A 26,044-nucleotide genomic window follows, 5' to 3' on the forward strand; every position below is an offset into this window, starting at 1 on the left:
CCACCACCCACCACCCACCACCCATGACCCTTGGCACGAGACACCCGCCCCGCCAACCATTTCAATCGAGATAAATCCAGCCCAACGTGGAGGTTTCCCCTTGCGCGCACTCCTGCCGCTCGCCCTTGCCGCCGCCCTGCTCCCCGCCCTGGCCGGCGCCACCTCCGCGCCTGCGGACCTCGTGAACCCGCTGATCGGCACCACCAACGGGGGCAATGTGTTCCCGGGCACCGTGGTGCCGTTTGGCATGTTCCAGTTCACGCCGGAGGCCTCGCCCCTGCCGGGCAAGAAATCGCCGATCGCGGCGCCGGGTGGCTACGAGTACCGCGCGGATGCGATCCGCGGCTTCGCGTTCACCAACGTGGAAGGCTGGGGTTGCGGCGGTGCCTCGGGCGATGTGCCCGTGATGCCCATCACCGAGGAGGTCACCACCTCGCCGAGCAGCGATTTCCGCCACGCCTACGCGTCGAAGTTCAGCCACGCCAACGAAAAGGCGAAGGCCGGCCACTACCAGGTGAAGCTGGATAACGGCGTCACCGCCGACCTCACCTCCGCGCTGCATAGCGGCGCCGGGCGTTTCGCGTTCCCAGCCGGCAAGCCGGTGAACATCCTGGTGCGGGCGTCGGATTCGGAAGTGGGTTCGGAAAACGCCACCGTCAGCGTCGACAAGGCCAACCACCGCATCAGCGGTTCGGTTACCAGCGGCAATTTCTGCGGCTATATCGACAAGGCCGACCGCCACAGCTACTACACCGTCCATTACGTCATCGAGTTCGACCAGCCGTTCGCCAGCACGGGCACCTGGAAGGACACCACGGTGAGCAAGGGCGGCACCAAGAGCGACGGTGGCTCGGGCTACGGCGACAAGGGCTGGCCGAAGGAAGGCAAGGGCTCGGGCGCGTGGGTGGGCTTCAAGCCCGGCACGAAGGATGTGAACATCCGTGTCGGCATCTCGTATGTCAGCGCCGCCAACGCGCAGGCCAACCTCGACGCCGAAGTGCCGAAGGGCACGACCTTCGAAAGCGTGCGCGACAACGCCGTCGCCGCGTGGAACAAACAGCTCTCGCGCATCACGGTGGAGGGCGGCACGCCCGACCAGCAGACCACGTTCTACACCGCGCTGTACCACGCGCTGATGCACCCGAACGTCTTCAGCGACGTCAACGGCGAATACATGGGCTTCGACCAGCAGGTGCATAAGGTCAGCGGCACGCAGAAGGCGCAGTACGCGAACTTCAGCGGCTGGGATGTGTACCGCTCGCAGCTGCCGCTCGTGGCGTGGCTGGAACCGAAGATCGCCAGCGACATCGGCCAAAGCCTCTACAACCAGGCCCAGCAGAACAAGGGTGTGTGGGATCGCTGGACGCACAACAACGGCGCCACGCACGTGATGAACGGCGACCCGGCCGCGCCGTCCATCGCCGGCATCTACGCCTTCGGCGCGCGCGACTTCGACGTCAAGGGCGCCCTCGCCTCGCTCGTCCATGCCGCCGACAACCCCACCGAACTTGATAAGTCCATGGATGGCTGCCCCGTGGAATGCGTGGGCCAGCGCCCCGGCCTGGAGCAGTGGCTGAAGCTGCACTACATCCCGGTAGGGGCGCCGTCGTGGGGCCCGGCCGCCGATACGCTGGAGCTGGTGGCGTCCGAGTTCGCGCTGAGCGCCCTCTCCGACCGCATGGGTGACAAGGCCACTTCGTCGCGCTTCCTCGAGCGCGCGCAGTACTGGCGCAACCTGTTCGATCCGAAGGCCACGCCGGAAGGCGGTTATATCCGCAACCGTAACGCCGACGGCACCTGGGCGCTGGTGAAGGACGACGACGACAAGGAAGCCCATGCCTTTACGCCGGCGACGGGCGATGGCTTCGTCGAAGGCAGCGCGGCGCAGTACGTGTGGATGGTGCCGTTCAACGTGCACGGCCTGTTCGAAGCGATGGGCGGCATGGCCAAGGCCACGAAGCGCCTGGACAACTACTTCTACCAGCCGGATGGAACCTTCGCTGTAACCAAATCCGGTCCGCTGCATGCCGAGCTCGACAACGAACCATCGATCGGTGGCCCGTGGCTCTACAACTACGCCGGCCAGCCGTGGAAGACGCAGGAACTGGTGCGCCGCGTGCTCGACACCATCTGGCTCAACGCGCCGAACGGCATCCCGGGCAACGACGACCTGGGCGAAATGTCCTCGTGGTACGTGTTTGCCGCGCTGGGCATCTACCCGAACATCCCTGGCCGCGCGGAGTTTATCGTGGGCAGCCCGATCTTCACCAAGGCCGTGGTGCACCGCGAAGGCGGCGACGTGACGATCCTCGCGCCGAACGCCGGTGCGGGCAAGCCGTACGTGCAGGCACTGAAAGTGGACGGCAAGGCCACCGACCGCTCGTGGCTGCCCGAAGACTTCGCGCTCAAGGGCGGCACGCTGGAGTTCGACCTGGGCAACACACCCAACAAGACATGGGCCAGCAAGGCCAAGGACGCCCCGCCGTCGTTCGACATCAAGAAATAATGCGTTGACCTAACGATGCGTTGACTACCCATGTAGGAGCTCACTAGTGAGCGACAGCTTTTCGCGAACGAATCACGTTGCCCGCTGCGTTATCGCGAAAAGATGTCGCCCACAGGTGGGCTCCTACATCAACGTCATAGCCTGGTTGTGCGCAGGCGCAACGCGTTGCCTACCACCGATACCGAGCTCAGGCTCATTGCCAGGGCGGCGACCATCGGTGAAAGCGTGAGCCCCAGCACGGGGTAGAGCACGCCGGCTGCCAGCGGCACGCCGATTGCGTTGTAAACGAACGCGAAGAACAGGTTCTGGCGGATGTTCTTCACCGTGGCGGCCGATAGCGCACGTGCACGCGCGATGCCGGCGAGATCGCCCTTGAGCAACGTCACCGACGCGCTTTCGATCGCGATGTCGCTGCCGTTGCCCATGCCGATGCCGATATCCGCCTTCGCCAGTGCAGGCGCATCGTTCACGCCATCGCCCGCCATGGCCACCTTGCGGCCCTCTTCCCGTAGCTGCGCCACGATGCTCGCCTTGTCTTGCGGCGAGGCACCCGCGTGCACGTCGTCGATAGGCAGCGTTGAGGCCACGGCCTTCGCGGTGGCGGCGTTGTCGCCGGTGAGCATCACGAGATGCACGCCCGCCTCATGCAGCGCTTCCAGTGCGGGCTTCGTTGAAGGCTTGAGCGTGTCGGCCAGCGAGAACGCTGCGGCAAGGCGGCCATCGATGGCCAGGTACATCGCCGAGGCACCCTTCGCGCGCCACTTCTCCGCAACCTCGCGGCCCGCGGCGGCGTCGATGCGCTCGTCGTCCATCAGGCGGCCATTGCCCACGGCCACGTCATGGCCATCGACACGTCCGGTGACGCCGCGGCCCACGATGGCCTGGAAGCCCGAGACCCTGGGGATCGCGATGCCCTCGCCTTCCGCCGCCGCAACCAGCGCGGCGGCCAGCGGGTGCTCGCTCAGCCGCTCCACCGCCGCCGCATAGGCCAGCACTTCGGCGCGCTGGCGGCCGAAGGTGCGCACGTCGGCCAGCGTCGGCTTGCCTTCGGTCAGCGTGCCCGTCTTGTCGAACACCAGCGTATCGATGCCCTGCAGCGTCTCGATCGCCGCCGCGTCGCGGAACAACACGCCGGCCTGCGCGCCGCGGCCGCTGGCCACCATGATGGACATGGGCGTGGCCAGGCCCAGCGCGCAGGGGCACGCGATGATCAGGACCGATACCGCCGCCACCAGTGCGTGCGCCAGCACGGGCTGCGGACCCAGCAGCCACCACGCGGCGAACGCCACCGCGGCGGCGACCACCACGGCTGGCACGAACCACGCGGCCACCGTGTCGGCGACACGCTGCGAGGGCGCCCGCGAGCGCTGCGCCTCGGCCACCATCATCACGATGCGCGACAGCACCGTATCGGCGCCCACATGGTCCACGCGCAGTACCAGCGCGCCATGCTGGTTCTGCGTGCCACCGGTGAGCTTGTCGCCCGCGCGCTTCGCCACGGGCACGGCTTCGCCCGTGAGCATGGCTTCGTCGACGTGGCTTTCGCCGTCGAGCACGGTGCCATCCACCGGCACCTTCTCGCCGGGGCGGACGCGGACGTGGTCGCCGACGTGGAGGTGGTCGAGCGCGATGTCTTCCTCACGCCCATCGGCATGGATGCGGCGGGCCGTCTTCGGCACGAGCCCCAGCAGGCCTCGCAGCGCGGCACCCGTCTGGCGGCGGGCGCGCAGCTCGAGGAAATCACCCAGCGTCACCAGCGTGACGATGACGGCCGCGGATTCGAAATAGACGGCCACGTGGCCGTGCATGTCACGCATGGCGGGCGGGAACAGACCCGGGAGCAGCAAGGCGACGACGCTGTAGAGCCATGCCACGCCCGTACCCAGCGCGATCAGCGTGTACATGTTCGGCGACCATGGCACCAGCGAACGCCAGCCCCGCGCGAAGAACGGCGCACCGCCCCACAGCACGACGGCAGTGGCAAGCACGGCTTCGCCCCAGCGCGCGACCGCATCCCACGGCGAAGGCCACATCCACCCGAACAGGTGCGGTCCCATGGCCACGATGAAGACGGGGAGCGTCAGTGCGGCGAGCAGCCCGAGGCGGCGCGCCATCGCGCGCACCTCGCCGTCGTCGTCCTCCAGCGAAGGCATCGCCGGCTCCAGGGCCATGCCGCACTTCGGGCACGCGCCCGGGCCTTCCTGGCGCACCTCGGGGTGCATGGGGCAGGTGTAGATCGTGCCGGCCGGCATCGGGGCCTCGGGCACCTTGGGCGCCAGGTACTTATCCGGGTCGGCCATGAACTTCTCGCGGCAACGCCCGCCGCAGAAGTGGTAGTCGTGCCCGTCGTGCGCGTGATGGTGTGGCGTCTTCGCCGGGTCCACCGTCATGCCGCACACGGGATCCAGGGCCGCCGCCGCCACCGGCTCGGCCTTGTGGGCGCAGCAACCCTGGCTCATGGGTTCGGCTCCGCCAGGGCGTTCAGGATGGGGCAGTCCTCCGGTGCGCCATGCCCCGGGCAGGCCTCGACCAGCTCGGCCAGGCCATCGCGCACCCGCTGCAGCTCGGCAATACGGTCGTCGATGGCCTTCAGCCGCGCGGCGGCGCGCTCGCGGACACCTTCCACGCCCACGTGGCGGTCGGCCGACAGGGCCAGCAGCTCGCGGATCTCCTCGAGCGTGAACCCCAGGTCCTTGGCCCGGCGGATGAAGCGCAGGCGGGAGACGGCGGAGGCATCGTATTCCCGGTAGCCCGAGGGCCGACGCCGCGGCTCGGGCAGCAGCCCCTCGCGCTCATAGAACCGGATGGTGTCGATGGCCACGCCCGCGCTCTGCGCGATGCGGCCGATGGTGAGGGAGGTTTGAGTAGTCATGGAGCAAGTCTAGACCCTTGAGCTAGGTCGAGAGTCAAGCCCCGTCGTGACCTCCCGCCACCGCTTGCCCTACAGTGCCCGGCTCATAAGGAAAAAAAAGCGCACCGCAAGGCATGGCCCACACGGAATTTCCCGCCGCACAGGCACCCCAACCCGCCCGCCAGCACTTCCCGGCCCTTGACGGGCTACGCGGCGTCGCCGCCCTCGCCGTCGTCGTCTTCCATTTCATGGAAATGGTGATCAGCGACTACAGCCACCTGTTCATCGGGCACGGCTGGCTAGCGGTGGATTTCTTCTTCTGCCTCTCGGGGTTCGTCATCGGGTACGCCTACGACGAGCGCATCGGCGCGATGGGGCTGCTTACGTTCGCGAAGGTGCGGCTGATCCGCCTGCATCCGATGGTGGTCTTTGGCTCGGTGCTTGGGCTGATCGCGCTGTACGCCGATCCCTTCCGTGCCAACCCACTCGGCCTGGGCACCGGCCAGGTAAGCCTGATCTTCCTCGCATCCATCTTCCTGATCCCCTACCCGGCCATGCAGGAGCGCAGCTTCTGCCTCTTCAGCCTCAACTCGCCGGCGTGGTCGCTGTTCTGGGAATACATCGCGAACATCGTCTACGCGCTATTCCTGTGCAGGCTGGGGCGGCGTGGACTTGTCGTGGCCACGGTTATGGCGGCGGCCATTCTTTGCGGTGTCGGCTATACGCAGGGAAACCTGTGGGCGGGATTCAACGGCGAAACGTTCTGGGTCGGCGCGGCGCGGGTGAACTTCTCGTTCCTGGCGGGGCTGCTCGTTTACCGGTCGCGGTTCGTGCTGAAGACGAAGCTCGGTTTCACCGCGCCGGCCGTGCTGCTCCTGCTTGCGCTCATGACGCCCTACGCCACCGGCAGCTGGATTCGGGAAGCTGCCGTGATCATGCTGGTGTTTCCGTTCCTGGTGATGCTTGGAGCGGGCGTGACGCTCAATGAGCGGGCGAAGCGCTTCTGCAAGCTCGCCGGGGATATCTCGTATCCGTTGTATACGACGCACTATGCCGTCATTTATGTCTTTGGGAATTACGTCGATCGCACGCGCCCGGCCACGGCAACGCTGGTGCTGGTCATCGTGGGCGGCGTATTGGCGACCTTGGCCTTCGCCTGGGTCGTGATGCGTTGCTACGACATGCCTCTGCGAGAGTATCTCAGCCGCTCGGCGAGACGCGGCGAAGGCGTATCAGCTACCGGGTGATGCGGCTCGTGCGGAAAGCACCGACAGCGCCCCCGACGGCTCGCCATCATCAAACACCACCCGGTTCCGCCCCATCCGCTTGGCCCGGTACAACGCCGCATCGGCGGCGCGGCATAGCGCGGCCAGGTCGTAGCCCAGCGTATCGGTGCAGGCCACGCCGATGCTCGCCGAGAACGGCACCACCAGGTTGTCGATAACCAGGGGCGATGCCGCCAGCGCCGCGCGGATGCGCTCGGCCACGACGCTGCCCTGCAGGCGCGGGGTGTCCATCAGCCACATGGCGAATTCCTCGCCGCCCAGGCGGCCGAAGAGATCGCTGGTGCGCAGTTGCCCCTTGCACACGGCGACGGTGTGCTTCAGCACCGCATCACCGATGGCGTGGCCGTGCGTGTCGTTCACCTGTTTGAAGTGGTCGAGGTCGAGGAAGACGAGGCAGCCATCGCCGCCCCGCCTTTCCAGCGCTTTCAGCGTGCGCCCCGTCTCGGCCATGAAGTGCTGGTGGTGGGCGATCCCCGTGAGGCCATCGCGCGAGGAAAGCCACTTGAAGCGCAGCTGCGAGCGCTTTATGCGTACGCTCCACAGGCCGATGGTGAGCAGGGCCAGCAGCATCACCACGACGTAGAGGCGGCTGGTTTCGACCGCCTTGGCATCCAGCGCCTGCTGCAGGCGCAGGATGTTGTTTTCCTTGCTCAGGCCCTCGGCCTGCAGCTTCTGGTCGAGGAAGTGCTTGCGCGCCGCTTCGTAGGCGGCGTTGCGGACATTGGCATCGCGCAGGTAGCCCTGGTCCTGCACCACGTAGTGCTCGTAGTCGTCGAGCGCCTTGGCCGTGTTGCCATCCGCTTTTTCGATGCCATAAAGGATGTGGTAGGCGTAGCGCAGTGCCTCGTTCACGTCGCCGGGGTGGCTCATCGCCACGGTTTGCATGGCGGCGCGCCTGGCCTCGTCGCTGTTGCCCATTTGCTCGAAGGCACGGGCCCGTGCGCTGGCCACGTCCACCATGTGCGGGAAATACTGCGCGGCCTGCACGGCCGGCGCGATGCGGTCAAGCATGGCCAGCGCGTCGGGTTGCTTGTTCTCGGCCAGCAGGCGGTCGACGAGGATGAGCGACACCGTGTTCGCGAACACGGGCTGGTGGTCGGCCGTGCAGGTGTCGATGGTCGAAAGCAGCACGGGGCTGCGCGAGGTAAGCTTGCGGGCGCCCTCGAGCGCCGTCACTTTCTGTACCAACGCCTGGCACGGCGAGTAGCCCGGCGGAGTGGCAGCCAGCATCATTTCGGCGTATTTCAGGCCGACATCGGGCTTGCCCGCGAAGGTGAGCATCTGCGAGAGGTTCGCCAGCAGCACGTAGCGTGCTTCACCATCGGAGATATTGGGCAGGTCGTCGCCCGCGCGCGAGGCCATGGCATAGGCCTCGGCGTAGTTACCCTGGCTGCTCAGGTTGTTCATCAGCAGGGCCAGCGCGCGGATACCGAGCGCATCGTCGCCATCGCCCGCGATCACCTGGCGGAAGATGGTCTCGGCCTCGGGGTAGTGGCCTTCGTAGTTGGCTTCCCAGCCGTCGAGGAACAGCAGGTGGCGTTTCTCGTCGGTCGAGAGGTGGTCCTGGTCGCGGTGCAGCCCGGCCAGTTGTTCCACGAACTGGTCGTGCGTGGAGGTGCGGATGGCGTCCACCGCCGCGACACGTCCGCCCGCCTGCGCCTGTGCCCACGCCGATGGCGCGCACAGCAGCAGCCCGGCCAGGCCGAGCCAGTTCCAGAGGCGGGTCTTGGGGAGGACATCCATGCGTGGCCCGATGATACCACCGGCGCGCGGCAGGCCCGGGATTGGCCTCGCGACGACGCCTGGGCCACACTAAGGGTCTTTCCCGCCACGTGCCCGCGATGGATACGCAACCGAACATCAGGCCCTACACGCCGGGCGATAACGCCCCGCTCTTCGCCCTCTGGCTGCGCTCGGTCCGCGCCACGCACACGTTCCTCAGCGAAGGGGATGTCCAGGCCATCGCACCCCTCGTACGCGATGGGGCCCTCGTGGCATTGGAGGTCTGGGTGCTTGAGGGCGGCGACGGCGAGCACCTTGGCTTCATGGGGCTCGATGGCAGCAAGCTCGAAGCGCTGTTCATCGACCCGGCGCACGCGGGCCAGGGCGGTGGCACGCAATTGCTTGCGCATGCGCGCGCCATCAAGGGCGCGCTCACGGTCGACGTCAACGAACAGAACCCGGCTGCGCTGGCGTTCTACCAGGCCCGTGGCTTCGTCGTCACCGGCCGATCGCCCACCGATGGTGATGGCCGTCCGTTTCCCATCCTGCACCTTGCGGAAGCATCCCGGTAGCGCCCCACGGCTGCCCTGGATTTGCCCGCACGTGCCCGCGGCGGCCACATTTGCCGGGTCGCCGCGGATTAACCTGCCCGGCAACGTCCGCCACGGTGCCCGCCATGAAGCCCTTGCTCGCGCTCCCGCTCCTCATCGCCCTCGCCTGCGGCACGGCCCATGCCGCGGAACCCACCTGGCAGCCATCGGCCGGCCACGCCCAGGTGCCGATCTGGCCAGGCAAGGTGCCGAACGCGTTGCCGAACCCGAAGCCGGAAACCGTGGGCAAGGACTGGGCCCGCATCGACAACGTCAGCATCCCGACCATGACGGTGTATTCGCCGGCATCCACCAACACCGGCGTCGCCGTCGTCGTATTCCCGGGCGGCGGCTACCAGATGCTGGCCATGGACCTCGAAGGCACCGAGATCTGCGACTGGCTCACGTCGAAGGGCATCACCTGCGTGCTGCTGAAATACCGGGTGCCGAATTCCGGGCCCACGTGGACGGACAAGGGGCGCTACTACCCCAAGGTGCAGACGGCGCTGCAGGACGCCCAGCGCACCATGGGCCTGGTGCGCCAGCACGCCGCCGAGTGGCACGTCGACCCGCACAAGGTCGGCGTGATGGGGTTTTCGGCGGGCGGCCACCTGGTGGCGGCCGTGAGCACCCATTTCGACAAGCGTACCTACCCTGCCATGGACGCGGCCGACCGGCTGAGCTCGCGGCCGGATTTCGCCGTGGCCGCCTATCCCGGGCATCTGTGGATCCACGAGGACGACGACAAGGCCACGCGCAATCAGGAGGACCTGCGCCTGCGCCCGGATATCCACGTCACGAAGGATACGCCGCCCACCTTCATCGTCATGGCCGAAGACGACCACACCGATGGCGTGGAGCAGTCGCTCGCGTATTACGTGGCGTTGCAGAAGGCGAACGTGCCCACGGAACTGCACCTCTACGCCAAGGGTGGCCACGCCTTCGGCCTGCGCAAGCCCACGGAACCGGTGGGTGCGTGGCCCGCGCTGGTCGAAACGTGGTTGCGTGGCATGGGCATGCTTCCGCCGGCGAAATGATTTACCCGGGCCCTGGCACTGGCTGCGCTGCACGCGTTTCACGCCTGAGAAGCCACAGATTCCGCCCGTACAACACCGGCAGGAACACGTAGCTGAGTATGATGGGCGCCTTGTCGATGTGCAGCGCGTACACCAGCGACACCACGCTGCCCCAGAAGCTCAGGTGCCAGAACACCGGCGGAATAGCGAGCCTGCCCTGTCGTTCCGAGTGGATCCACTGCAGGATGAAGCGGCTGGAGAAGAGTGCGCCACCTGCCAGGCCCACCATGGTCCAGGCCGTTGAATCCACGTAGAGCCAAGGGGCATACGCCCCAAGATGGTTTTGCAGGAACGATTCACTTGCCATGCCTGACACACTTCCTTGTGGTTGGGAGCGTACGATAGCGCGTAGCTCCCCCGAGGGCACCGCCATGCCACGCAACAGCGTTTCGGTTCGCACCGCCGCCGCCGGCCTGCAGGGATTCGACGCCGACACGCCGATCACCGCGGCCACCGCGAAAGCGTTCGCGGCAAGCGGCTTCCGCTTCTGCGTCCGCTACCTTTCGCGCACCAGGCCATCGAAGGGCGACCTCTCTTCGGCCGAGCTGCAAGGCCTGCTTGCCGCCGGCCTTGGCGTCATGGCCGTGCAGCATGTGGACACGCAAGGCTGGTCGCCGTCCGCCGAGCTGGGCATGGCGAACGGCCAGGCCGCCGCCGCGAATGCGACGGCGGCCGGCCTGCCCATTGGCGTCACGGTGTGGCTCGATCTCGAAGGCGTGGCGGCGCGTACCGCGAAACAGGACGTCATCGACTATGCCAACGCCTGGTTCGCCGAACTGGCGGCCGCAGGCTACGAACCCGGTGTGTACGTCGGCGCAAGCTGCGGGCTTACGGGCGATGACCTCTACTGGCGGCTGCAGACAAAGCATTACTGGAGGGGCGGCAGCAAGGTGCCCGACCTGCCGCACCGCGGCTACCAGCTCGTCCAGCGGATCACGACGAAAGCCGATATCGTGAACGGCATCGCCATCGATCGCGACGTGACCTACGTGGATGCCTTCGGCGACGCGCCCACGTGGGCTGCGCTGTAGCCGCGGGCGCTATAGCTTGCTGTGCTCCACATGCCGCTCGCGCTGCATGAGCGTCCACTCGGCATGCTCGGTGAGCGCGGCCTCGCCCAGGGCCAGCAGGATGGCCCGCTGCTGGGCCGGGTCGTGTGTGCGATCCAGTGCGGCCCGCGCCGCGGTGAAGATGCGCTGCATGAAGCAGTATTGCCGCATCAGTTCGCGGTCGGCCTTGCGGTAGGCGTATGCCTCGCGCACCGCGGCGATGATCGACAGCACCGCCATGATGGTGACGAGGGTCACCTTTGCTTCTTCGTGCAGGTGCAGGGCGAACACGGCGAGGAAGACGCTGATCGCCACGCCCGCCCACAGGCTGATGCGCCCCACGGTTTCGGTGATGTGGTGCAGGCCCTTGCGCTCGGCGGTCTTGGTCTCGTAGTAGTGCAGCTGGCCCGAGGTGCCGCGCTGGCCCACCCACTCGTCGATCACCTCGCGCAGGCTCGCTTCGCCGGGTTCCTCGGGGTGCGTGGACGGGTACAGGCTGGCCGCGCGCATCACGTTGCGGATCCAGCCCAGTTCGATGTTCTGCTTTTGCAGGAAGTTGTCGTGCGCGAACTCATGGTCGGCGCTGGCGGCGATGCCGGCACGGCGCCAGCACGACTGGATGCGCAGGCCCTCGGCCAGCGCGCGGTAGTCCAGATACTTGCGGTGCCATCCGCGCCGGCCCGCCAGCATGGCGACGAAGCCGCCGGTGCCGAACAGCAGCACGAAGAGGTAGATGAGCGAATCGTGCCCCGGCAGGTGCGCGTAGAAGGTAAACGCGATACCCATCAGGGCAGCGACCGTGTACGTGGCCCGCAGTGCCAGCACCACGCGCTTGCGGAACTGCACTGCCAGCCAGTCGGCGGCGTGGAACACGGCCTCGATGGTGGCGGTGGCGCCGCAGGGGCTGCCATGCAGGCGGCGTGGCGCGGCCTCGATGGCCTCGGCGTGCCGTTCCGTGTCGTCGTTGAACTCGGCCATGCGATCGAACATGACGCGGAAGTCGTCGGGCATCGCGGGCCGGAACGAGAGGTCGTCGGCGGTGCGCCAGCCTTCGGCGAAGGGCGCGAGGCCGTCCGCGACGTCGCCATCGCTACGCGGGCAAACGATGTGGTAGAGCAGGCTCTCGTCGCCGCCGGCCAGTACATGGCGGAGGTGCTCGTGGCGCCGGCCCACGCCGGGCAGGCTGCCGGTGAGGTGGTAGTGCACGATCTGCGCGGTGCCGCCCACGCCGTTGGCATCGTTGCCATCCCATAGGGCCAGCAGGATATGGCAGTGGCTGGCGATGTAGACGCCGGCCTTCGCGTATTGGCTATCGCGCGCCGCGCCCGGCGTGCCCACCACGTGGCGCGGCATGGCCATCAGCCGCGGCAGCAACACCACCTCGGCGCGGCGGCTCAGGGATGCAAAGGTCGCGTGCACGCCGGCGCTTTCGAAATCATTCACGTACAGGTCGGGCGGTAGTGGCAGGGGCGCGACCAGCCGCGCGCCGATCGCCAGGGCCTCTTCCGCGACCAGTTGGTCGCCTCCTTCCGCGAGCGCGGAGAGCACCAGCAAGGGCAGCCCGGGGAAGGCCTCCTGCAGGCCAGCGAAAAAACCGCGCACCTTATCGCGGACGACGGGTAGGTCGGCGTCCGCGATGTCGCGATGGCTGGTGACACCGATGACCAGGGGAATCATGGGCAAGGTTCCACGCCGAAGGTGCGCGCTGGCGGTCAGTTGTTCTTGATATTGGGTTTGGTCGTGACGTTGGACGGGTCCAGCGGGTTGCCGACACCGTGGCCCAGCTCGTCGGTATCGTTGTCGCGAAGGTCCTGGCGCTCTTCGTCTTCCTGCGGTTTGTCATTGAAGGTGTTGCCCATGTCGTTCTCCTGTCGCGTTGGTGGTGGTTGCACGGCCGGCCCTGCTACCGGCTTCCTCCGGTCGCCGCCAAAAGCTCGCGCTGGAACGCGGCGTTGACGGGGTAGTCGATGCGCGCGCGGCGCAGCTGTTGCACGAGGGCGGCATCGCGGTAGCCGCCGCCCCATAGTTTCTGGATGAGGGGTTCGGCATCGGCGCGGCGCCCAAGCGAGAGCAAGGCATCCACTTGCAAGGCCAGCAACCGGGGATCGCCATGCCCGCGCTTCACGCGGTTGGCATCACGCACCGCTTGTTCGCGCAAGGCCCGGGCTTCGGCCGCGTCGCGCGTCACGCTGGCGAGGGCGAGCCGGGCACCGATGGCGGCAAGCAATGTGGCGCGGTCGTCAGGCTGGCTGCCCTGTAGCGGCCCCAGCACGCGCAGGGCCTCGGCGGCCGTCGCCAGCGCCGCCGCGGCGTCGCCGCGCTGCCGTGCCTGCAGCGCCTGCTCGATGCGGGTTTCGGCGTACTCGCGCTGCCATGCGGTGTTGTCCGGGTCGCTTGCGCGCAGCGCCTGGAAGAGCGGCAGCGCCTTGTCGGTGAGCGCTGTTGCCGCGCGGATGTCGCCCGCCGCGCGCTTCAGCCGTGCCAGTTGCGTCGCATACAGCGCCAGGTGTTCCTGCAGGTCGGTGTTGGAGGCATCGAGGAGCATGAGCGCCGCGGCCATGTCCACGGCGCGCTGCATGCGCTGCATGCCGGCCTGCGTGTCGCCCGCGAGCGCCTGCGTGCGGCCCACGATGGCCAGCACGGTGAGCAGGCTGTCGCGGCGGTTGGCGTCCTTGGGCTCCGCGCGGGCCAGCCGTTCCTGGATCGCCTCGTCGGCCAGGTAGTGGCCCACCGCGCCCACGAGGTCACCGCGCATCAACGCGAGCTTGCCGAGGTTGTTGTACGCCGAGCCCAGCGTGTCGGCCCATTCGGCGTTGCCCGGCTGGGCACGCGCCAACGCCTGCATCAGCAACAGCATGCGCTGGTACTGCCGCCCTGCCTCGTCGAGCTCGCCGCGTGCTTCCATGACGTGGCCGATGTTGTTGTCGAGCATCGCCAGCTGGAATCGCAGGTCGCGGTCCGCAGGCGCGACACGCGACGCGGCGTCGAGCACGGCTTGCGCGTCGAGGAACACCTTGCGCGCTTCGTCCAGCCGCCCCTGGCGCCAGTGCACCATGCCGATGAACGAGAGGATCTCGGCCAGCTGCAATTGGTTCGGCACGCTGGCCGGCGTTTCCTGCGCCAGGCGCGCCGCCACCACGCGGGCGGCTTCGTACGACGCCAGCGCGGCATCCAGGCGCCCCTGGTCCAGCCGCACGCTGCCGATCTTCTCCAGCGCGGTCGCGCGCTGCATGAGCGCACGCGCACCCAGTTCGTGCGTCGGCTGTGCCTGGAAATACGCCATGGCCCGGTCGTCCACCGCCTCCATGATGTCGAGGCGCGAGACCTGGGCGAGGCGCTCGTTGAGGTCGCCGAGCATGAACGCCACCAGGTCTTCGGCATCTTTCTGCCGGCGCTCGGCGACGTGGCTGGCGGCGACGGCATCGCGCCGCGCCAGCATGGCGTTGATGGCGAGGCCCGTGGTGGCCACCATGATGGCGAGGGCCACCGCGGCCAGCGCCATCGCGCGCCGGGCCCGGCGCTGCAGCGCCCGCCGTTTGAGGGTATCGAGGTCGAGGCCGAGCATGCCCGCGACGAGCTTGTAGCGCGCATCGGCCTTGCCATCACCGCCGGGGCGCACGTCGGCGGCAAGGGGTTCGATCACATCGTCGAGGACGTTGCCATCGCCGTCGCAACGCAAGCGCAGTGACGGCGGGAAGCATTCTTCCGCCTCGCGCCCTGGCGTGCGGCTGGCGTTCGGTTCACCGGCGACGACGAGGCAGAAGATGCGCTCGCCGCCGCCCAGGCGCTGGTAGGTGCGTATTTCTTCGTCCACCCAGCGCGAGCGCGCCGCGTCGGGCGAGCACACCACGAGGAGGCATGCCGACGCCTCCAGCGCCTCGGCCACCTTCTGCCCGAGGTCGCGGGCCGTGGCGAGTTCGTCGCTGTCGCGGAAGATGGGGGCAAGGCGCGCAGGCACCGGGCCTGCCGCCGTGGCGCGGCCGACAAGCCGACGGGGGACCGCATAGGTTTCAAGGGCACGGTGAAGCCACGCCGCCCAGGTTTTATCCCGGTGGCTATAGCTGATGAAGGCCCGGTAGCGGAACGCCACGCGTGCTCTCTCCACGACATGAAGCCGAGGACACCCCATCCACCCCCGCGGCTACGCTAGCACCAATAAGTGATGGGCATCACACTATTTTGCGTTTTATCCGGAAAGAAACGCCCGGGCGAGCCGGGCGTCGCGTCAGTGGCGTTCGGCGAGGATGCGCTTCGCGGCGTCCACGCCGATGACCCACGCCCCGGCCAGCATCAGCGTGTCCTTGATCACCAGGCGGCCGGCCCCCGAGAGGTACGGAAAGCCATGCTGCGCGTCACCCAGCGCGGGCACCCAGGCTTCCGGGGTGGTGAACAGGAACGACAGCGTCACCAGCGTGGTGCCGAAGGACAGGAAGGCACCGAGCAGGCCAAGCCGCTTTGAAAACGGGAACGACAGCACGAGGAACGCGATGGTGAGCTCGACCACGCCCAGGCCGCGCGAGAACCCGTAGGTGTTGTTCTGCGCCTGCCAGGCACGCTGTTCCGGCACCAGTTGCCCTTCTTTCGTCAGGTGCGGCTTGTATTCCGCGGGGTGTTCGTAGAAGAACGACATGACCGGGCTGTTCGCCACGAAGGGCGTAATGCTGTCCGCTTCGTAGGGCACGAACTTCAGGCCACCGATCCAAATGAAGACGATGGCGATGGCGACGCGGACGAGGTTGGGCCCGACGGCTTCGAGGCGGACGAGGCGTTCCAGGACGGAACGGAATGCGGTGTTCATGGCGGCTCCAGGGGTAGCGGGCAGGCTTGCCCGACGGCTGGAAAGCTTCCTCCGCCACGACCGAGACGATAAGACTCGCTTGCGGCAAGTTCTGGCTTATTCGTCTCACCACGCACAGAGCGTTGGCGCGGCGTCTTTTTCGCCGCATTCAGCAAATCCGCAGGGATTCATGCGATGCTGGCCCCGCACTCAGAAAAATATGAGTCGACCCCGACGGGAGCCCCAATGAAGCGTTTCACGATCCTGGCAGCGATCCTGGCCCTGGCCACCACCCTCTACATGGCCGGCGTGGCCACGGGTGCGATGTTCCTCTTCGCCGCCGCGGCGCTGTTCGAAGCCGCCTTCTGGGTCCAGCTGATGCGCAAGCCGCGCCCACAGCGCGTCATCGCCAAACGCGATCCTCGCTACCGCCGCTAAGCCACGCGGGCAGCCTCAAGATCCTGGCCTGCCCGCCGTCATCCAAGGGAGCCTATGACGAAGGATCGTTGTGAACCCCTTGCGGCCAACCGCCACCGCTAGCCCTGCCGTTTCCTGGCAGGAGCGGCTTTACGCCGCCTCATCGCGCGCCACCGCGCCGGCCACCGGGGCCACGAGGCCTGCCGTGCTGATCGGCGCCGCGCCCGCGGCTACCGACCCGACCTACGCCGGCGCGCTTAACGGCACACCCGACCCTTCATCGAACGACGCCATCACGGCGCGGGCGCAGCGCAACGTCACGGCCACCGATACGCAAGGTTTGTTCACTGGGCTGGGGCAGGCCTTGCTTGGCCGGTTCGCGGCCGATGGCGCCGATTTCGTCGCCGACATACCTGGCGCGGGCGACGTGGATGCGTCCATGCAACTGGGTATCCGCACGGCCAGCGGCGCGACGGTGAAGCTGTCGCTGAGTGGCACGGACAGCGGCCTCGCGATCCGCCTCACGTCGGATCGTGCGCTGGCCGACGGGGAACGCGATGCCGTGGCCGGGCTTGCCCGTGCGTTCCAGGATGCCGTGGATGGCCTGGGCAAGGTACCGCCCAGCGTGTCGGTGGACGGCCTGCTTGCGGCCGACGCTTCGGTGCTCACCCGCATCGACCTCGACGCCTCCGTGGCCACCGCGTCGGGCGCGCACATGGCCGTGGCGCTCCACGCCGGCGGGGATACCCGTTCGCTGAAGGTCGATGGGCCCGGCGGCACGGTCGCGCTCAGCCTCGACATGAGCCAGCCCGCGTCGTGGGGTAACCGCACGCAACGCGATGCGTCGGTAGCGAGTTATCTGGCGCAAGTGGATGCGGCCGCACGACGCGGCCATGCGGATGCATCGCTGGTGGCGTTGTTCAAGGATGGCTTCGCGCAACTCAATAGCCACTACCCGGCCACGCCTGCCGCGGCGGCCCTGCCCGGCAGCGTCCATAACCTCTCGCGCGGCGACCATGCACTGCTCACGGGGCTCGCCGATTTCAAGGCGTCGATAGCGCAGGCCGCCAGCGCACCCAACCCCCGGCACGGCGACGAACTCGATACGTTCCACTTCGATGTGGCGCAGTCGACGACGCTCAGCGGCCGCAACGCACGCGACCGCCACATCACGCAGGCGCAGGACAGCCACCTCACCGCGAGCTTCCACACCTCGCCGTGGCCGGATTCGCCGCTGAACCTCACCGCCGACCCCATGGCGCAGAACTACAACTACACGCAGATCGATGATGCCGCGCACGCGAGCACCGATCTCGCGTATGCGAAAGGCCAGCTGGCCAGCGCATCGGTGACCCACGAGGCCAGCCAGTCCACGCGCGTGCGCAAGTACATGATGGCCGCGCTGATCGAAGACACCACGTCGCCATCGCACCGCCAGGCCACGCGTGACCTGCTGCCGCTGCTCGCGTCGAGCAGCGCGGCGCCCGATGCATTGCACGCGGCGATCCAGCTGCAGGCCGATCCTGCGCGCCTGAACACCTAAGCGGGGCCTAAGGTTTCGTAAGCTGGCTGTCATGCTGCTGACAGGCGGCTCTAAGGTGCGGGCGGCACCGTAGGCGCACGGCCCGCTTGCCGGGCGCCCCACGGAACGCGCATGTCCTCGATCGCCGCCACGCAACGCGCCACCGCCGCCACGGACAGGCAACGCGCACCCATGCACGGGCGCCTGCAATCCTTCCGCCGCCAGGCGGTGGCGTGGCTGGTGCGGCGCGTGCTGCCCGATAGCGGCAACCAGGTGGCACCCGGCACGCTGCCCCGCCAGGGCATCCAGCGCATCCTCGTCTGCCGCCCCAACCACCGCCTCGGCAACACGGTGATGGTGACGCCGCTGCTCGCCGAACTCGAGGCGCGCTTCCCCGGTGCGGAAGTCGACGTGCTCGGCTCCGGTGGCGCCACCCGCTGCGTGTTCGCGGGTTTTCCTTCCATTGGCGAGCTGTTCCTGCTCGACCGCCGCGCGCTGCGCCGGCCCCTGACGACGCTCGGCACGTTGCGCCGCCTGCGCGCGAAGCGCTACGACCTTGTTATCGACGCGGCCTCGGGCTCGTCCTCGGGCAAGCTGGCCGCGGGGATGGCGCAGGCGCGCTACCAGGTGCGCGTCGAGGGCACGCCGGATGCGCCGCTGCATTTCGCCGCGCGCCCCGTGCATGCGCTGCGGGTGGCGCTGGGTGAAAGCGCGGGCGCGCAGCCCCCGCTCGACCTGCGCCTGGATGATGGCGAGCGTGCGAAAGGCATGGAAACCCTGCAGCGCGTGCTGCATGCCGGCCCCGCCAGCGCGGCACCCGTGCTGGCCATCTTCCCGAACGCCACCGGGGCCAAGTGCCAGGACACCGCGTGGTGGCAGCGCTTCCTGGGCGCGCTGCTGGCCCGCGTCGGCGAGCGCCGCGTGGTCGAACTGGTGGCCGCCGATGGCGTCTCGCGCCTCGACAACGCCTACCCCACTTACTTCACCAGCGACCCGCGCAAGCTTGCCGCCGTGATCGAGGCCGCCGGCACCTACGTAAGCGCCGATTGCGGCGTGATGCACCTGGCCGCCGCCACGCACGCCACCACGATCGGTTTGTTCAGCCGCACCGACCCGAAACGCTACGCCCCGTATGGCCAGGGCAATGCCGGCATCACCTGCGAAGACGGCTGCCCCGAGCGCACCGCGGCGCGCGTCGCCGCCCTGCTGGAAAGCTCAGCGCCCCGCGCCGCCTGAAACACGCGCGCCGACGGGCAGCCGCACGCGCACTACCAGGCCGCTTCCCGACGGGGCATCTTCCAGCGACACACTGGCGTGGTGCAGTTGCGCCACACGCTGCACGATCGACAGGCCGACGCCGAAGCCATCGCCCAGCGACGTCGCCTCGCGGTGGAAGCGCGTGAAAACGGCGGCGCGTCGCGCGGCGGGTATGCCCGGGCCGTCGTCGGCCACGTCGAGGGTGACCCCGCCCGCGCCCGTGGCGGCCCTGAGTGCCACGTGGCCGCCGACGGGCACGTGGCGCGCGGCGTTTTCCAGCAGGTTGCGCAACATCGCCGCCAGCGCGGTGGGGTAGCCGTCGATCGGCGGCAGGCCTGCCGGCACCTCGACCGCCAGCGTGAACCGCGTGCGGTCCACCGTGGGCGACCACTCCGCGACGACGTCATCGATGAGCCGTGCCAGGTCGACACGCAGCAACGGCAGCTCGGCATGCTCGTCAAGGCGCGCCAGCACCAGCAATTGCTCCGTGCGCCGCGCCAGCAGGCGCAGGCTTTCGAGCGCCTCGGGCAGCGAACCCGCCGCGCCCTCACCCGTGCCGAACGCGTGGGCGCTGTCGAGGTTGATCATGGTCGAGGCGAGCGGCGTGCGCAGTTCGTGCGCCACGTCGGCGCTGAAGCGGCGCTCGCGCTCCAGCGCGGCCTCGATGCTCTCGATCTGCGCGTTGAGCGCGTCGACGATGGGCACCACTTCGCGCGGCGAATCCGCCAGCACGATGGGTTCGCGGGAGCCCGCGCGCCGCGTGGCAAGCAGCGCGGCCAGGCGCTCGAGCGGCAGCAGGCCGCGCCGCACGGCCCAGCGCAGCGCGATGAACAGCAGCGGCAGGCCAATCAAGATGGGCAGCGTGCGCTCCAGCGCCACCGCGTTGGTGACATCACGGCGGGTATCGTGGCGTTCGGCCACGCTGATGGTGACGCCCAGTGTTGGGTCCACCCGGGTGTAGACGTGCCAGCGGCGCCGGCGCACGTGCAGCGATACGATGCGGCCATCGCTGGGCAGGTTGCGCGGCAGCTCGCGCATGTTATCGGTGACGAGCAGGATATCGCCATCGCGGTCGGTGACCCGGTAACCTACCTCGGCTTCGTACGTGGACGCCGGGCCCGCGCCGTTGGCAATGACCGGCACGGAAGGCAGGGCTTCCAGCCGCGCTTCGTTCGGGAAGGCGGTGATGCCCGTCTGCCGCACCAGGGCGTCCAGCGTCTCGGCGGTCTGCCGCAGGCGCACGTCGGAGAGCTCGTTGAGTTCCGATAACGTGCGCCACGCGCCGAGCAGGCCCAGCGGGATGAGCACGGCCACCACCACGGCGCCCACGCGGCGGCGAAGCCGGCGCTGGAGCGAATCGCCTGTCACGCCGTGCCCGTCGGCACCATGTAGCCGAAGCCGCGCACCGTGCGGATGCTGTCGGCGCCCAGCTTGCGGCGCAGCGCGTGCACCAGCACCTCCAGCGCGTTCGGCCCCACCTCGGATTCGTTGCCGTATACCGAGCGCTCGATGGTGTCGCGGCGGACGATGCGGCCGGCGCGCTCCATCAGCACGTGCATGAGGGCGAACTCGCGGCGGGTGAGCTCGATGCGCTCGCCATCGCGCGACAGTTCCATGCGGCCCACGTCGAGCCGCAGCGGGCCGGCGTCGATGACGTTATCGGCCAGGCCCTGCGCACGGCGCGCCAGCGAGCGGATGCGGGCCGCCAGTTCATCGAGGTGGAATGGCTTCACCACGTAATCGTCGGCACCGGCATCCAGGCCCTCGACCCGCGCCTCGATGCTGTCGCGCGCCGTCATGACGAGGATGGGGGTGCGGATGCCTTCACGGCGGGCCTCGCGCAGTACCTGGACGCCATCCTTGTTGGGCAGGCCCAGGTCGAGCAGCACGAGGTCGACGTCGGGCTGGCGCAGCGCCTCCAGGGCCTCGTTGCCCGTGCGTAGCCACATCACCGCGTGGGTGAGCTGTTCCAGCGCCCGCTTGATGGCGGCGCCCAGGCGCTCGTCGTCTTCGACCACGATGATGTTCACGGGCGGGCTCCTCGAAAGATCGGCCCCTATTCTGCTACATCAACAGTCCTGTAGGAGCGCGCTCGCGCGCGACATCTTTTCGCGAAGAGCCTGCAGGCCCTGTGGCGGCTGTACGGAGGGATGTCGCGCGCAAGCGCGCTCCTACAGGGGGGGGTGCGGTTAATGGGGTGCTCGTTGGCCGCCTACCTGGCCTACCAGCGTGGCGCTGGCGGCGTTCATTCCGCGGGTGTCGACGGCGACGCCGGCTTCGCGGAACTTGAGCACCACCTTCTCCAGCGCGCCCACGGCGGTGAGGTCCCAGAAGTGCGCCTCCTCCACATCGATGACGACCGCGGCCAGGCCGTCTTCACGGACATCGAACGCCTCGACGAAGAGATCGGACGAGGCGAAGAACACCTGGCCTTTTACCGAATACGTGCGTACGCCGTCGTGCGAGAGCGAGCTGTCCACGTCGAGCATGCGCCCCACCTTGGTGGCGAAGAACACCGCCGAGAGCAGCACGCCCGTCAGCACGCCGCGCGCCAGGTCGTGCGACCACACGGTGACGACCACGGTGGCCAGCATGACGACGCTCGAGGAGGTGGGGTGCGAGCGCAGGGTGGCCAGCGAGCGCCAGCTGAACGTGCTGAGCGAGACCATGATCATCACCGCCACCAGCGCGGCCATCGGGATCTGGCTGACCCAGGGCGCGCCGAACACCACCAGCATCAGCAGCACCACGCCCGCGACCAGCGTGGACAAGCGGCCCCGGCCGCCGGATTTCACGTTGATCACCGACTGGCCGATCATGGCGCAGCCCGCCATGCCGCCGATGAGGCCCGTGGCGATATTGGCCAGGCCCTGCCCCACGCATTCACGGTTCTTGTCCGCGCGCGTATCGGTCATGTCGTTGACGATTTGCAGCGTCATCATCGATTCGAGCAGGCCCACCACCGCCATGGTGAGCGCATGCGGCAGCACGATGCCAAGCGTCTGCAGGTTCAGTGGCACGTCGGGCCACAGGAAGGTGGGCAGCGCATCCGGCAGCGCGCCCATGTCGCCGACGCGATGGATGTCCATCCGGAAGTACACCGCGACGAGCGTGAGCACCACGATGGCCACCAGCGGCGACGGCACGGCCTTCGTCACGTACGGGAACAGGTAGATGATGGCCAGCCCCGCGGCGCACATCGGGTACACCAGCCAGGGCACGCCGATGAGCTCGGGCAGCTGGGCCAGGAAGATGAGGATGGCCAGCGCGTTAACGAAGCCCGTGACCACGGAACGCGAGACGAAGCGCATCAGCGAGCCGAGCTTCAGCGCGCCAACCGCCATCTGGATGACGCCGGTGCAGATGGTGGTGAGGAACAGGTACTGCAGCCCGTGCTCCTTCACCAGGCCCACCATGAGCAGGGCCATGGCGCCCGTGGCGGCGGAAATCATGGCCGGGCGGCCACCGGCAAAGGCGATCACCACGGCCATGGAGAACGAGGCGTACAGGCCCACCTTCGGGTCCACGCCGGCGATGATCGAGAAGGCGATGGCCTCGGGGATGAGGGCGAGTGCCACGACGAGGCCCGAAAGGACATCGCCGCGCACGTTGAAGAACCATTGCTGGTTCCAACGGGTGGTATGCATGTGGAATTCCTGGTGCGCGAAAACCCCGCGGCCTCGTGGCCACGGCCGTCAAGGGAAACGGCGGCGTATCAGGGTGGCGTAGGCACCGGGAGGGTCTCGGGGGCTTGCGTAAGGCGCGAAGCTTACCACGCCCCCAGGCTCGTGTAGGAGCCCACACCCGTGGGCGACAGCTTTTGGCGACTGGGGCGAAAAGATGTCGCCCACGGGTGTGGGCTCCTACCGCGGCGACGGGCTTAGTAGTCGTAGGTGAGCGAGAAGCGGACGTAGCGCGGGTCTTGTAGCACCAGGGGGGTGCGGTACAGCGGGTTGGGCGTGGCCGTGGCGTCCTGGTAGTAGTGCGGGTTGAGGCTCAGGGTGGCCTGTTCGTTGGTGACGTTGAACAGGTCGAGGTTGAGGCCCAGCTTGTGGTCGGCGAACGCGGGGGTCCAGTGCACGCCGAGGTCGAGCTGGCGCTGCCAGGGCATGTTGCCGGTGGAACCCGGGGGTGCGGGGCGGCCGTTGCAGAAGTGGTAGTTGGAGTTGTAGCCGGCCGGGTCGCTGTTGTCGTCGCCGAACAGGCCCAGGCAGGTGGAGGGGCTGCCGGAGATGAGCGTGAGGTTGCCGGACACCATCCACTCCGGCGTGAGCTGCCAGTAGCCGTACATCTTCAGCTGGTGCTTGTGGTTGTTGCCCTGCAGGCCATTGCTATAGACCATCAGCGCCGGGAAATCCCAGTCCTCCGACTGCGAGGGGCCGTCAGATTGCACGTTGGATTGGGTCAGGCCCTCGGTGTTGCCGTAGCTGCGCGAATAGGTGTAATCGACGCGGCCGTACCACGTGCCGTCGAACGGGTGCTCAAGGAACGTGTCCAGCGCGTAGTAGTTGCGCTTGATCTTGGGGAAGCCCATCTCGACGTTGCTGAGCTTCACGTCATGCGCGTTGCCCTGCCCGTCCAGCACCACGAAGGTGTTGGCCTTGCCGGGGTTGATGAGGTAACAGCTGTTCACCGACGCCGCGTCGATGCCCTGCGCGGCGGCCGCGTTGGTGATGCGGTCGACGTCGCAGAAATCATCGATGCCCGTGCGCAGCACGCGCCGCGACACCTTCGCACCGTACACCCAGCGGTTGTCGATGCTCTTGCTGAAGCCGAGCATGAACTCGTCCTGGTACTCGGATTTGAGGCCCTTGGCCGTGACGGTGCGCGGGTCGGGCGGCACGCCGAACGCGTTGTTGGCCGAGACCGGCCCGGACATGGCCGTCAGCCCCGTGGGCACGCCATCGGCGCCAATGCCCGAGTACGTGAAGTACTGCGTGGTGCTGGTGTAGCCGGCGGCCGCGCTCAGGGCCGGTGCCAGCGGCGAGCCCAGGTAGTAGCGGCCCGCGTTGCCGTAGACCTTGAACGTGGCATCGCCAAACACATCCCAGCTGAAGCCCAGGCGGGGTGCCCATTGGGGCCGGGTCTGCGCGATGTACGGCTGGTTGTCGCTGTTGTAGTTGGTGAACTGGTCGTTGCGCAGGCCCAGCGAGAGAAGCAGCCTGTCGTCCACCTGCCACTGGTCCTCGATGTACTGCGCGCGCTCGGTGCTGCGCACCGTGGCCACGGCGGACGACACGTTCTTCATCACGTAGTAGCCGCCGGCGCCGTTCGGGTAGTTGGCCGGTGCGCCCACGCCAAGGCTCGGCGCCGGGCTGTTGCCCGGCCGGGTGGTGAACCCGTACGACCACGAGTAGCCCGGCCCGGAGGTGCGCGAGCCCTGGTCCTCCGCCGTCGCCGTCAGGTTGTCGATGCCGGCGGTGATCGTGTGGTCGCCGATCGCCCAGGCCAGGCTTACGCGCAGGTTGGTGGAGCGATTGCCCTGGTTGGGGTCGTAGATGCTGGAGACCGTCTGCCCCGCCGACCGCGGCGCGCCCCCGGTGATGGCCGGGTTCTGGTTCTCGGTGCCGGTGACATAGGTGAGCGCATCGTTATAGCCCACGGGCGCTTCGAAATTGCGCGTGTGCATCTTGCCGTACTGCGCGGTGAGCGTCAGCGAATCGGTGAGGTAGCCGGTGTACTTCGCGTTCCACAGGTTGCCACCGGTCTTGATGGTGTCGGCGTGGCCGATGAGGTCGCCGCGCTTCAGCGCGTCGAAGTCGTAGCCGTAGATATCGCCGCTGGTTTCGCGCGTGTTAGACGCCCCGGTGAGCTCGAGGATGTTGCTGTCGTTGATGTTCCAGTCCAGCTTGCCGTACCACTTGGGCATGCGGTACGCGTACGACGTATAGGGGCTGCTCGAGGTCACGGTGCCGAGGCGGTCGCCCTCGCTCTTGGCCCACTCGCCGGCGGCGAAGAAGAACAGCTTGTCCTTGATCAACGGCCCGCCCACGTAGGCGTCGTACACGGTGTTCCAGTTGCTGTTCTTGCTGCGCGGCGTGTAGAGGTTGCCCGCCACCGGCACGGGCGGCAGGCCGTTCTCGTAATACGTGTTGTCGTACGAGGCGCGCAGCGACGCGGGGTCCCAGCTCAGCTTGCCGCCGAAGTGCCAGTCGTTGGTGCCGCGCTTGCCCACCATGTTCAGCACGCCACCGTCGGAGCGGCCGTATTGCGCGCTGTAACCGCCGGTGTACACCTCCTGCTGGTCGATCGAGCCATACGGCAGGGTCAGGCCACCGGCCGCCTGCAATGGGTCGGTCGTGTTGAATCCGTTGATGTAGTACGCGTTCTCGTTCGCCGCGGAACCGCCGAAGCTGATCAGCTGCTGGCCCGTGGGGCCGCTGAAGCCACCCGCGTTGCCGACCACGCCCGGTGCCAGCCGCGCGGCGGCCTCGGCGTTGAAGCCCAGCGGTAGCCTGGCCAGCTGCTGCGCGGTGATCACGGTGCGCGAATCCGTGCTGGCCACGTCGATCGGCGGCAAGGCGTTGGCCGAGACCGAGACGCCCTCGAGGTTCTGCGCACCGGGGGCCGCGGCCGGTGCCGCGAACGAGACATCCGTCGCCGCGCCCACCCGCAGCGCGACGTTCTCGTGGGATTGCACCGTGGCCCCACTCTTGCGCAGCGATACCGTGTAGTTACCCAGCGGCAGCTGCGCGATGGCGTAGCGGCCACGCGCATCCACGGGCACATCGCGCTGGAAGCCCGTGCCGCTTTCGATATGCACCGTGTCGCCGGTGCCCGGTGCCACCTGGCCGCTAAGGGTGCCGGTGGTGGATTGCGCCAGCGCTCCCCCGCTGGCCAGGCCCGCCGCGATCACCGCGGCCAGAACGCGCTTGCGATACTTCATGCCCTGCTCTCCCCGATTTTCAGGCAACACTCTCCCCTCGCGACGAAGCCCCCCGCGTGCGCTTAGGTCGAGCGATATGGGCGCCCCCTGTCTTGTGGGAGCGCG

At 68.0% G+C, this 26,044-nt stretch carries 20 protein-coding genes; 8 read left to right on the top strand and 12 right to left on the bottom strand.

The features are described from left to right. The first annotated feature begins 100 nt into the window (after positions 1-100). Positions 101-2,506 (top strand): GH92 family glycosyl hydrolase, encoded by a 2,406-nt coding sequence (locus VI08_RS17770; protein ID WP_052698043.1) that lies wholly within the window; start codon positions 101-103, stop codon positions 2,504-2,506. Positions 2,507-2,640: 134 nt separating this feature from the next. Here the strand turns inward: VI08_RS17770 and VI08_RS17775 are convergent, their stop codons facing one another. After that, on the bottom strand, positions 2,641-4,965 hold the full coding sequence (locus tag VI08_RS17775) for a heavy metal translocating P-type ATPase (protein WP_232309588.1): 2,325 nt from the start codon (positions 4,963-4,965) through the stop codon (positions 2,641-2,643). After that, positions 4,962-5,378 (bottom strand): heavy metal-responsive transcriptional regulator, encoded by a 417-nt coding sequence (locus tag VI08_RS17780; RefSeq protein ID WP_045830973.1) that lies wholly within the window; start codon positions 5,376-5,378, stop codon positions 4,962-4,964. Before VI08_RS17780 ends, VI08_RS17775 begins: the two co-directional genes overlap by 4 nt. Positions 5,379-5,491: 113 nt before the next feature. Here VI08_RS17780 and VI08_RS17785 point away from each other — a divergent pair, with 113 nt between their 5' ends. After that, positions 5,492-6,604 carry an acyltransferase family protein gene (locus VI08_RS17785; protein ID WP_045830974.1) on the top strand — a complete coding sequence of 371 codons (1,113 nt, stop codon included), beginning with the start codon at positions 5,492-5,494 and terminating at the stop codon, positions 6,602-6,604. On the opposite strand, the gene VI08_RS17790 is transcribed toward VI08_RS17785, so the two are convergent. Next, positions 6,590-8,386 carry a tetratricopeptide repeat-containing diguanylate cyclase gene (locus tag VI08_RS17790; protein WP_052698044.1) on the bottom strand — a complete coding sequence of 599 codons (1,797 nt, stop codon included), beginning with the start codon at positions 8,384-8,386 and terminating at the stop codon, positions 6,590-6,592. The genes VI08_RS17785 and VI08_RS17790 overlap by 15 nt on opposite strands. Positions 8,387-8,484: 98 nt before the next feature. Between VI08_RS17790 and VI08_RS17795 the strand changes: the two genes are divergently transcribed. Together VI08_RS17795 and VI08_RS17800 are read left to right on the top strand one after the other, a co-directional pair. Further along, the gene (locus VI08_RS17795; RefSeq protein ID WP_045830975.1) at positions 8,485-8,937 is read left to right on the top strand and encodes a GNAT family N-acetyltransferase; all 453 of its coding nucleotides are present in this window, start codon (positions 8,485-8,487) and stop codon (positions 8,935-8,937) included. 104 nt (positions 8,938-9,041) lie between these two features. Then, positions 9,042-9,992 (top strand): alpha/beta hydrolase, encoded by a 951-nt coding sequence (locus VI08_RS17800; RefSeq protein WP_045830976.1) that lies wholly within the window; start codon positions 9,042-9,044, stop codon positions 9,990-9,992. Between the two features lies 1 nt (position 9,993). Here VI08_RS17800 and VI08_RS17805 read toward each other — a convergent pair whose 3' ends face one another. After that, positions 9,994-10,338: a lipid-A-disaccharide synthase N-terminal domain-containing protein gene (locus tag VI08_RS17805; RefSeq protein WP_052698045.1), complete on the bottom strand. Its 345-nt coding sequence runs from the start codon at positions 10,336-10,338 to the stop codon at positions 9,994-9,996. Positions 10,339-10,402: 64 nt separating this feature from the next. Between VI08_RS17805 and VI08_RS17810 the strand changes: the two genes are divergently transcribed. Continuing rightward, complete coding sequence (locus tag VI08_RS17810; RefSeq protein WP_045830977.1) at positions 10,403-11,062, top strand: glycoside hydrolase domain-containing protein; 660 nt, start codon at positions 10,403-10,405, stop codon at positions 11,060-11,062. A 9-nt stretch (positions 11,063-11,071) separates the two neighbouring features. On the opposite strand, the gene VI08_RS17815 is transcribed toward VI08_RS17810, so the two are convergent. From VI08_RS17815 to rclC, 4 genes are all read right to left on the bottom strand, one after another. Then, positions 11,072-12,757, bottom strand: a complete 1,686-nt coding sequence (locus VI08_RS17815; RefSeq protein WP_045830978.1) for a hypothetical protein — start codon at positions 12,755-12,757, stop codon at positions 11,072-11,074. 35 nt (positions 12,758-12,792) lie between these two features. Then, the gene (locus tag VI08_RS21865; RefSeq protein WP_157006908.1) at positions 12,793-12,939 is read right to left on the bottom strand and encodes a hypothetical protein; all 147 of its coding nucleotides are present in this window, start codon (positions 12,937-12,939) and stop codon (positions 12,793-12,795) included. Between the two features lie 44 nt (positions 12,940-12,983). After that, positions 12,984-15,185, bottom strand: a complete 2,202-nt coding sequence (locus VI08_RS17820) for a toll/interleukin-1 receptor domain-containing protein (RefSeq protein ID WP_232309589.1) — start codon at positions 15,183-15,185, stop codon at positions 12,984-12,986. 120 nt (positions 15,186-15,305) lie between these two features. Next, positions 15,306-15,878 (bottom strand): reactive chlorine resistance membrane protein RclC, encoded by a 573-nt coding sequence (gene rclC / locus VI08_RS17825; RefSeq protein ID WP_045830980.1) that lies wholly within the window; start codon positions 15,876-15,878, stop codon positions 15,306-15,308. Positions 15,879-16,103: 225 nt separating this feature from the next. On the opposite strand from rclC, the gene VI08_RS17830 reads away from it, so the two are divergent. The 3 genes from VI08_RS17830 to VI08_RS17840 all read left to right on the top strand — a co-directional run bounded on the left by VI08_RS17830 (position 16,104) and on the right by VI08_RS17840 (position 19,032). Continuing rightward, on the top strand, positions 16,104-16,295 hold the full coding sequence (locus VI08_RS17830) for a hypothetical protein (protein WP_045830981.1): 192 nt from the start codon (positions 16,104-16,106) through the stop codon (positions 16,293-16,295). Between the two features lie 79 nt (positions 16,296-16,374). Continuing rightward, positions 16,375-17,817: a hypothetical protein gene (locus tag VI08_RS17835; protein ID WP_198148994.1), complete on the top strand. Its 1,443-nt coding sequence runs from the start codon at positions 16,375-16,377 to the stop codon at positions 17,815-17,817. Between the two features lie 111 nt (positions 17,818-17,928). Further along, the gene (locus VI08_RS17840) at positions 17,929-19,032 is read left to right on the top strand and encodes a glycosyltransferase family 9 protein (protein ID WP_052698047.1); all 1,104 of its coding nucleotides are present in this window, start codon (positions 17,929-17,931) and stop codon (positions 19,030-19,032) included. Here the strand turns inward: VI08_RS17840 and VI08_RS17845 are convergent. The 4 genes from VI08_RS17845 to VI08_RS17860 form a co-directional block, all read right to left on the bottom strand. Then, positions 19,012-20,421, bottom strand: a complete 1,410-nt coding sequence (locus VI08_RS17845; RefSeq protein ID WP_045830982.1) for a sensor histidine kinase — start codon at positions 20,419-20,421, stop codon at positions 19,012-19,014. The two genes, VI08_RS17840 and VI08_RS17845, sit on opposite strands and share 21 nt — an antisense overlap. Further along, positions 20,418-21,083, bottom strand: a complete 666-nt coding sequence (locus VI08_RS17850; protein WP_045830983.1) for a response regulator — start codon at positions 21,081-21,083, stop codon at positions 20,418-20,420. The genes VI08_RS17845 and VI08_RS17850 overlap by 4 nt, the downstream gene beginning before the upstream one ends. Before the next feature lie 159 nt (positions 21,084-21,242). Continuing rightward, positions 21,243-22,700 (bottom strand): SulP family inorganic anion transporter, encoded by a 1,458-nt coding sequence (locus VI08_RS17855; RefSeq protein ID WP_045830984.1) that lies wholly within the window; start codon positions 22,698-22,700, stop codon positions 21,243-21,245. Positions 22,701-22,933: 233 nt separating this feature from the next. Continuing rightward, positions 22,934-25,939 (bottom strand): TonB-dependent receptor plug domain-containing protein, encoded by a 3,006-nt coding sequence (locus VI08_RS17860; protein WP_045830985.1) that lies wholly within the window; start codon positions 25,937-25,939, stop codon positions 22,934-22,936. Between the last annotated feature and the right edge of the window lie 105 nt (positions 25,940-26,044).

The sequence above is a fragment of the Luteibacter yeojuensis genome, assembly GCF_000964085.1.
Lineage (GTDB): Bacteria > Pseudomonadota > Gammaproteobacteria > Xanthomonadales > Rhodanobacteraceae > Luteibacter > Luteibacter yeojuensis_A.

Bases quoted from the DNA above. Each gene is read 5' to 3' on its own strand.
- VI08_RS17775 (WP_232309588.1), bottom strand. From the start codon at position 4,965: ATGAGCCAGGGTTGCTGCGCCCACAAGGCCGAGCCGGTGGCGGCGGCG.
- VI08_RS17780 (WP_045830973.1), bottom strand. From the start codon at position 5,378: ATGACTACTCAAACCTCCCTCACCATCGGCCGCATCGCGCAGAGCGCG.
- VI08_RS17785 (WP_045830974.1), top strand. From the start codon at position 5,492: ATGGCCCACACGGAATTTCCCGCCGCACAGGCACCCCAACCCGCCCGC.
- VI08_RS17790 (WP_052698044.1), bottom strand. From the start codon at position 8,386: ATGGATGTCCTCCCCAAGACCCGCCTCTGGAACTGGCTCGGCCTGGCC.
- VI08_RS17795 (WP_045830975.1), top strand. From the start codon at position 8,485: ATGGATACGCAACCGAACATCAGGCCCTACACGCCGGGCGATAACGCC.
- VI08_RS17800 (WP_045830976.1), top strand. From the start codon at position 9,042: ATGAAGCCCTTGCTCGCGCTCCCGCTCCTCATCGCCCTCGCCTGCGGC.
- VI08_RS17805 (WP_052698045.1), bottom strand. From the start codon at position 10,338: ATGGCAAGTGAATCGTTCCTGCAAAACCATCTTGGGGCGTATGCCCCT.
- VI08_RS17810 (WP_045830977.1), top strand. From the start codon at position 10,403: ATGCCACGCAACAGCGTTTCGGTTCGCACCGCCGCCGCCGGCCTGCAG.
- VI08_RS17815 (WP_045830978.1), bottom strand. From the start codon at position 12,757: ATGATTCCCCTGGTCATCGGTGTCACCAGCCATCGCGACATCGCGGAC.
- VI08_RS21865 (WP_157006908.1), bottom strand. From the start codon at position 12,939: ATGGGCAACACCTTCAATGACAAACCGCAGGAAGACGAAGAGCGCCAG.
- rclC (WP_045830980.1), bottom strand. From the start codon at position 15,878: ATGAACACCGCATTCCGTTCCGTCCTGGAACGCCTCGTCCGCCTCGAA.
- VI08_RS17830 (WP_045830981.1), top strand. From the start codon at position 16,104: ATGAAGCGTTTCACGATCCTGGCAGCGATCCTGGCCCTGGCCACCACC.
- VI08_RS17840 (WP_052698047.1), top strand. From the start codon at position 17,929: ATGTCCTCGATCGCCGCCACGCAACGCGCCACCGCCGCCACGGACAGG.
- VI08_RS17855 (WP_045830984.1), bottom strand. From the start codon at position 22,700: ATGCATACCACCCGTTGGAACCAGCAATGGTTCTTCAACGTGCGCGGC.
- VI08_RS17860 (WP_045830985.1), bottom strand. From the start codon at position 25,939: ATGAAGTATCGCAAGCGCGTTCTGGCCGCGGTGATCGCGGCGGGCCTG.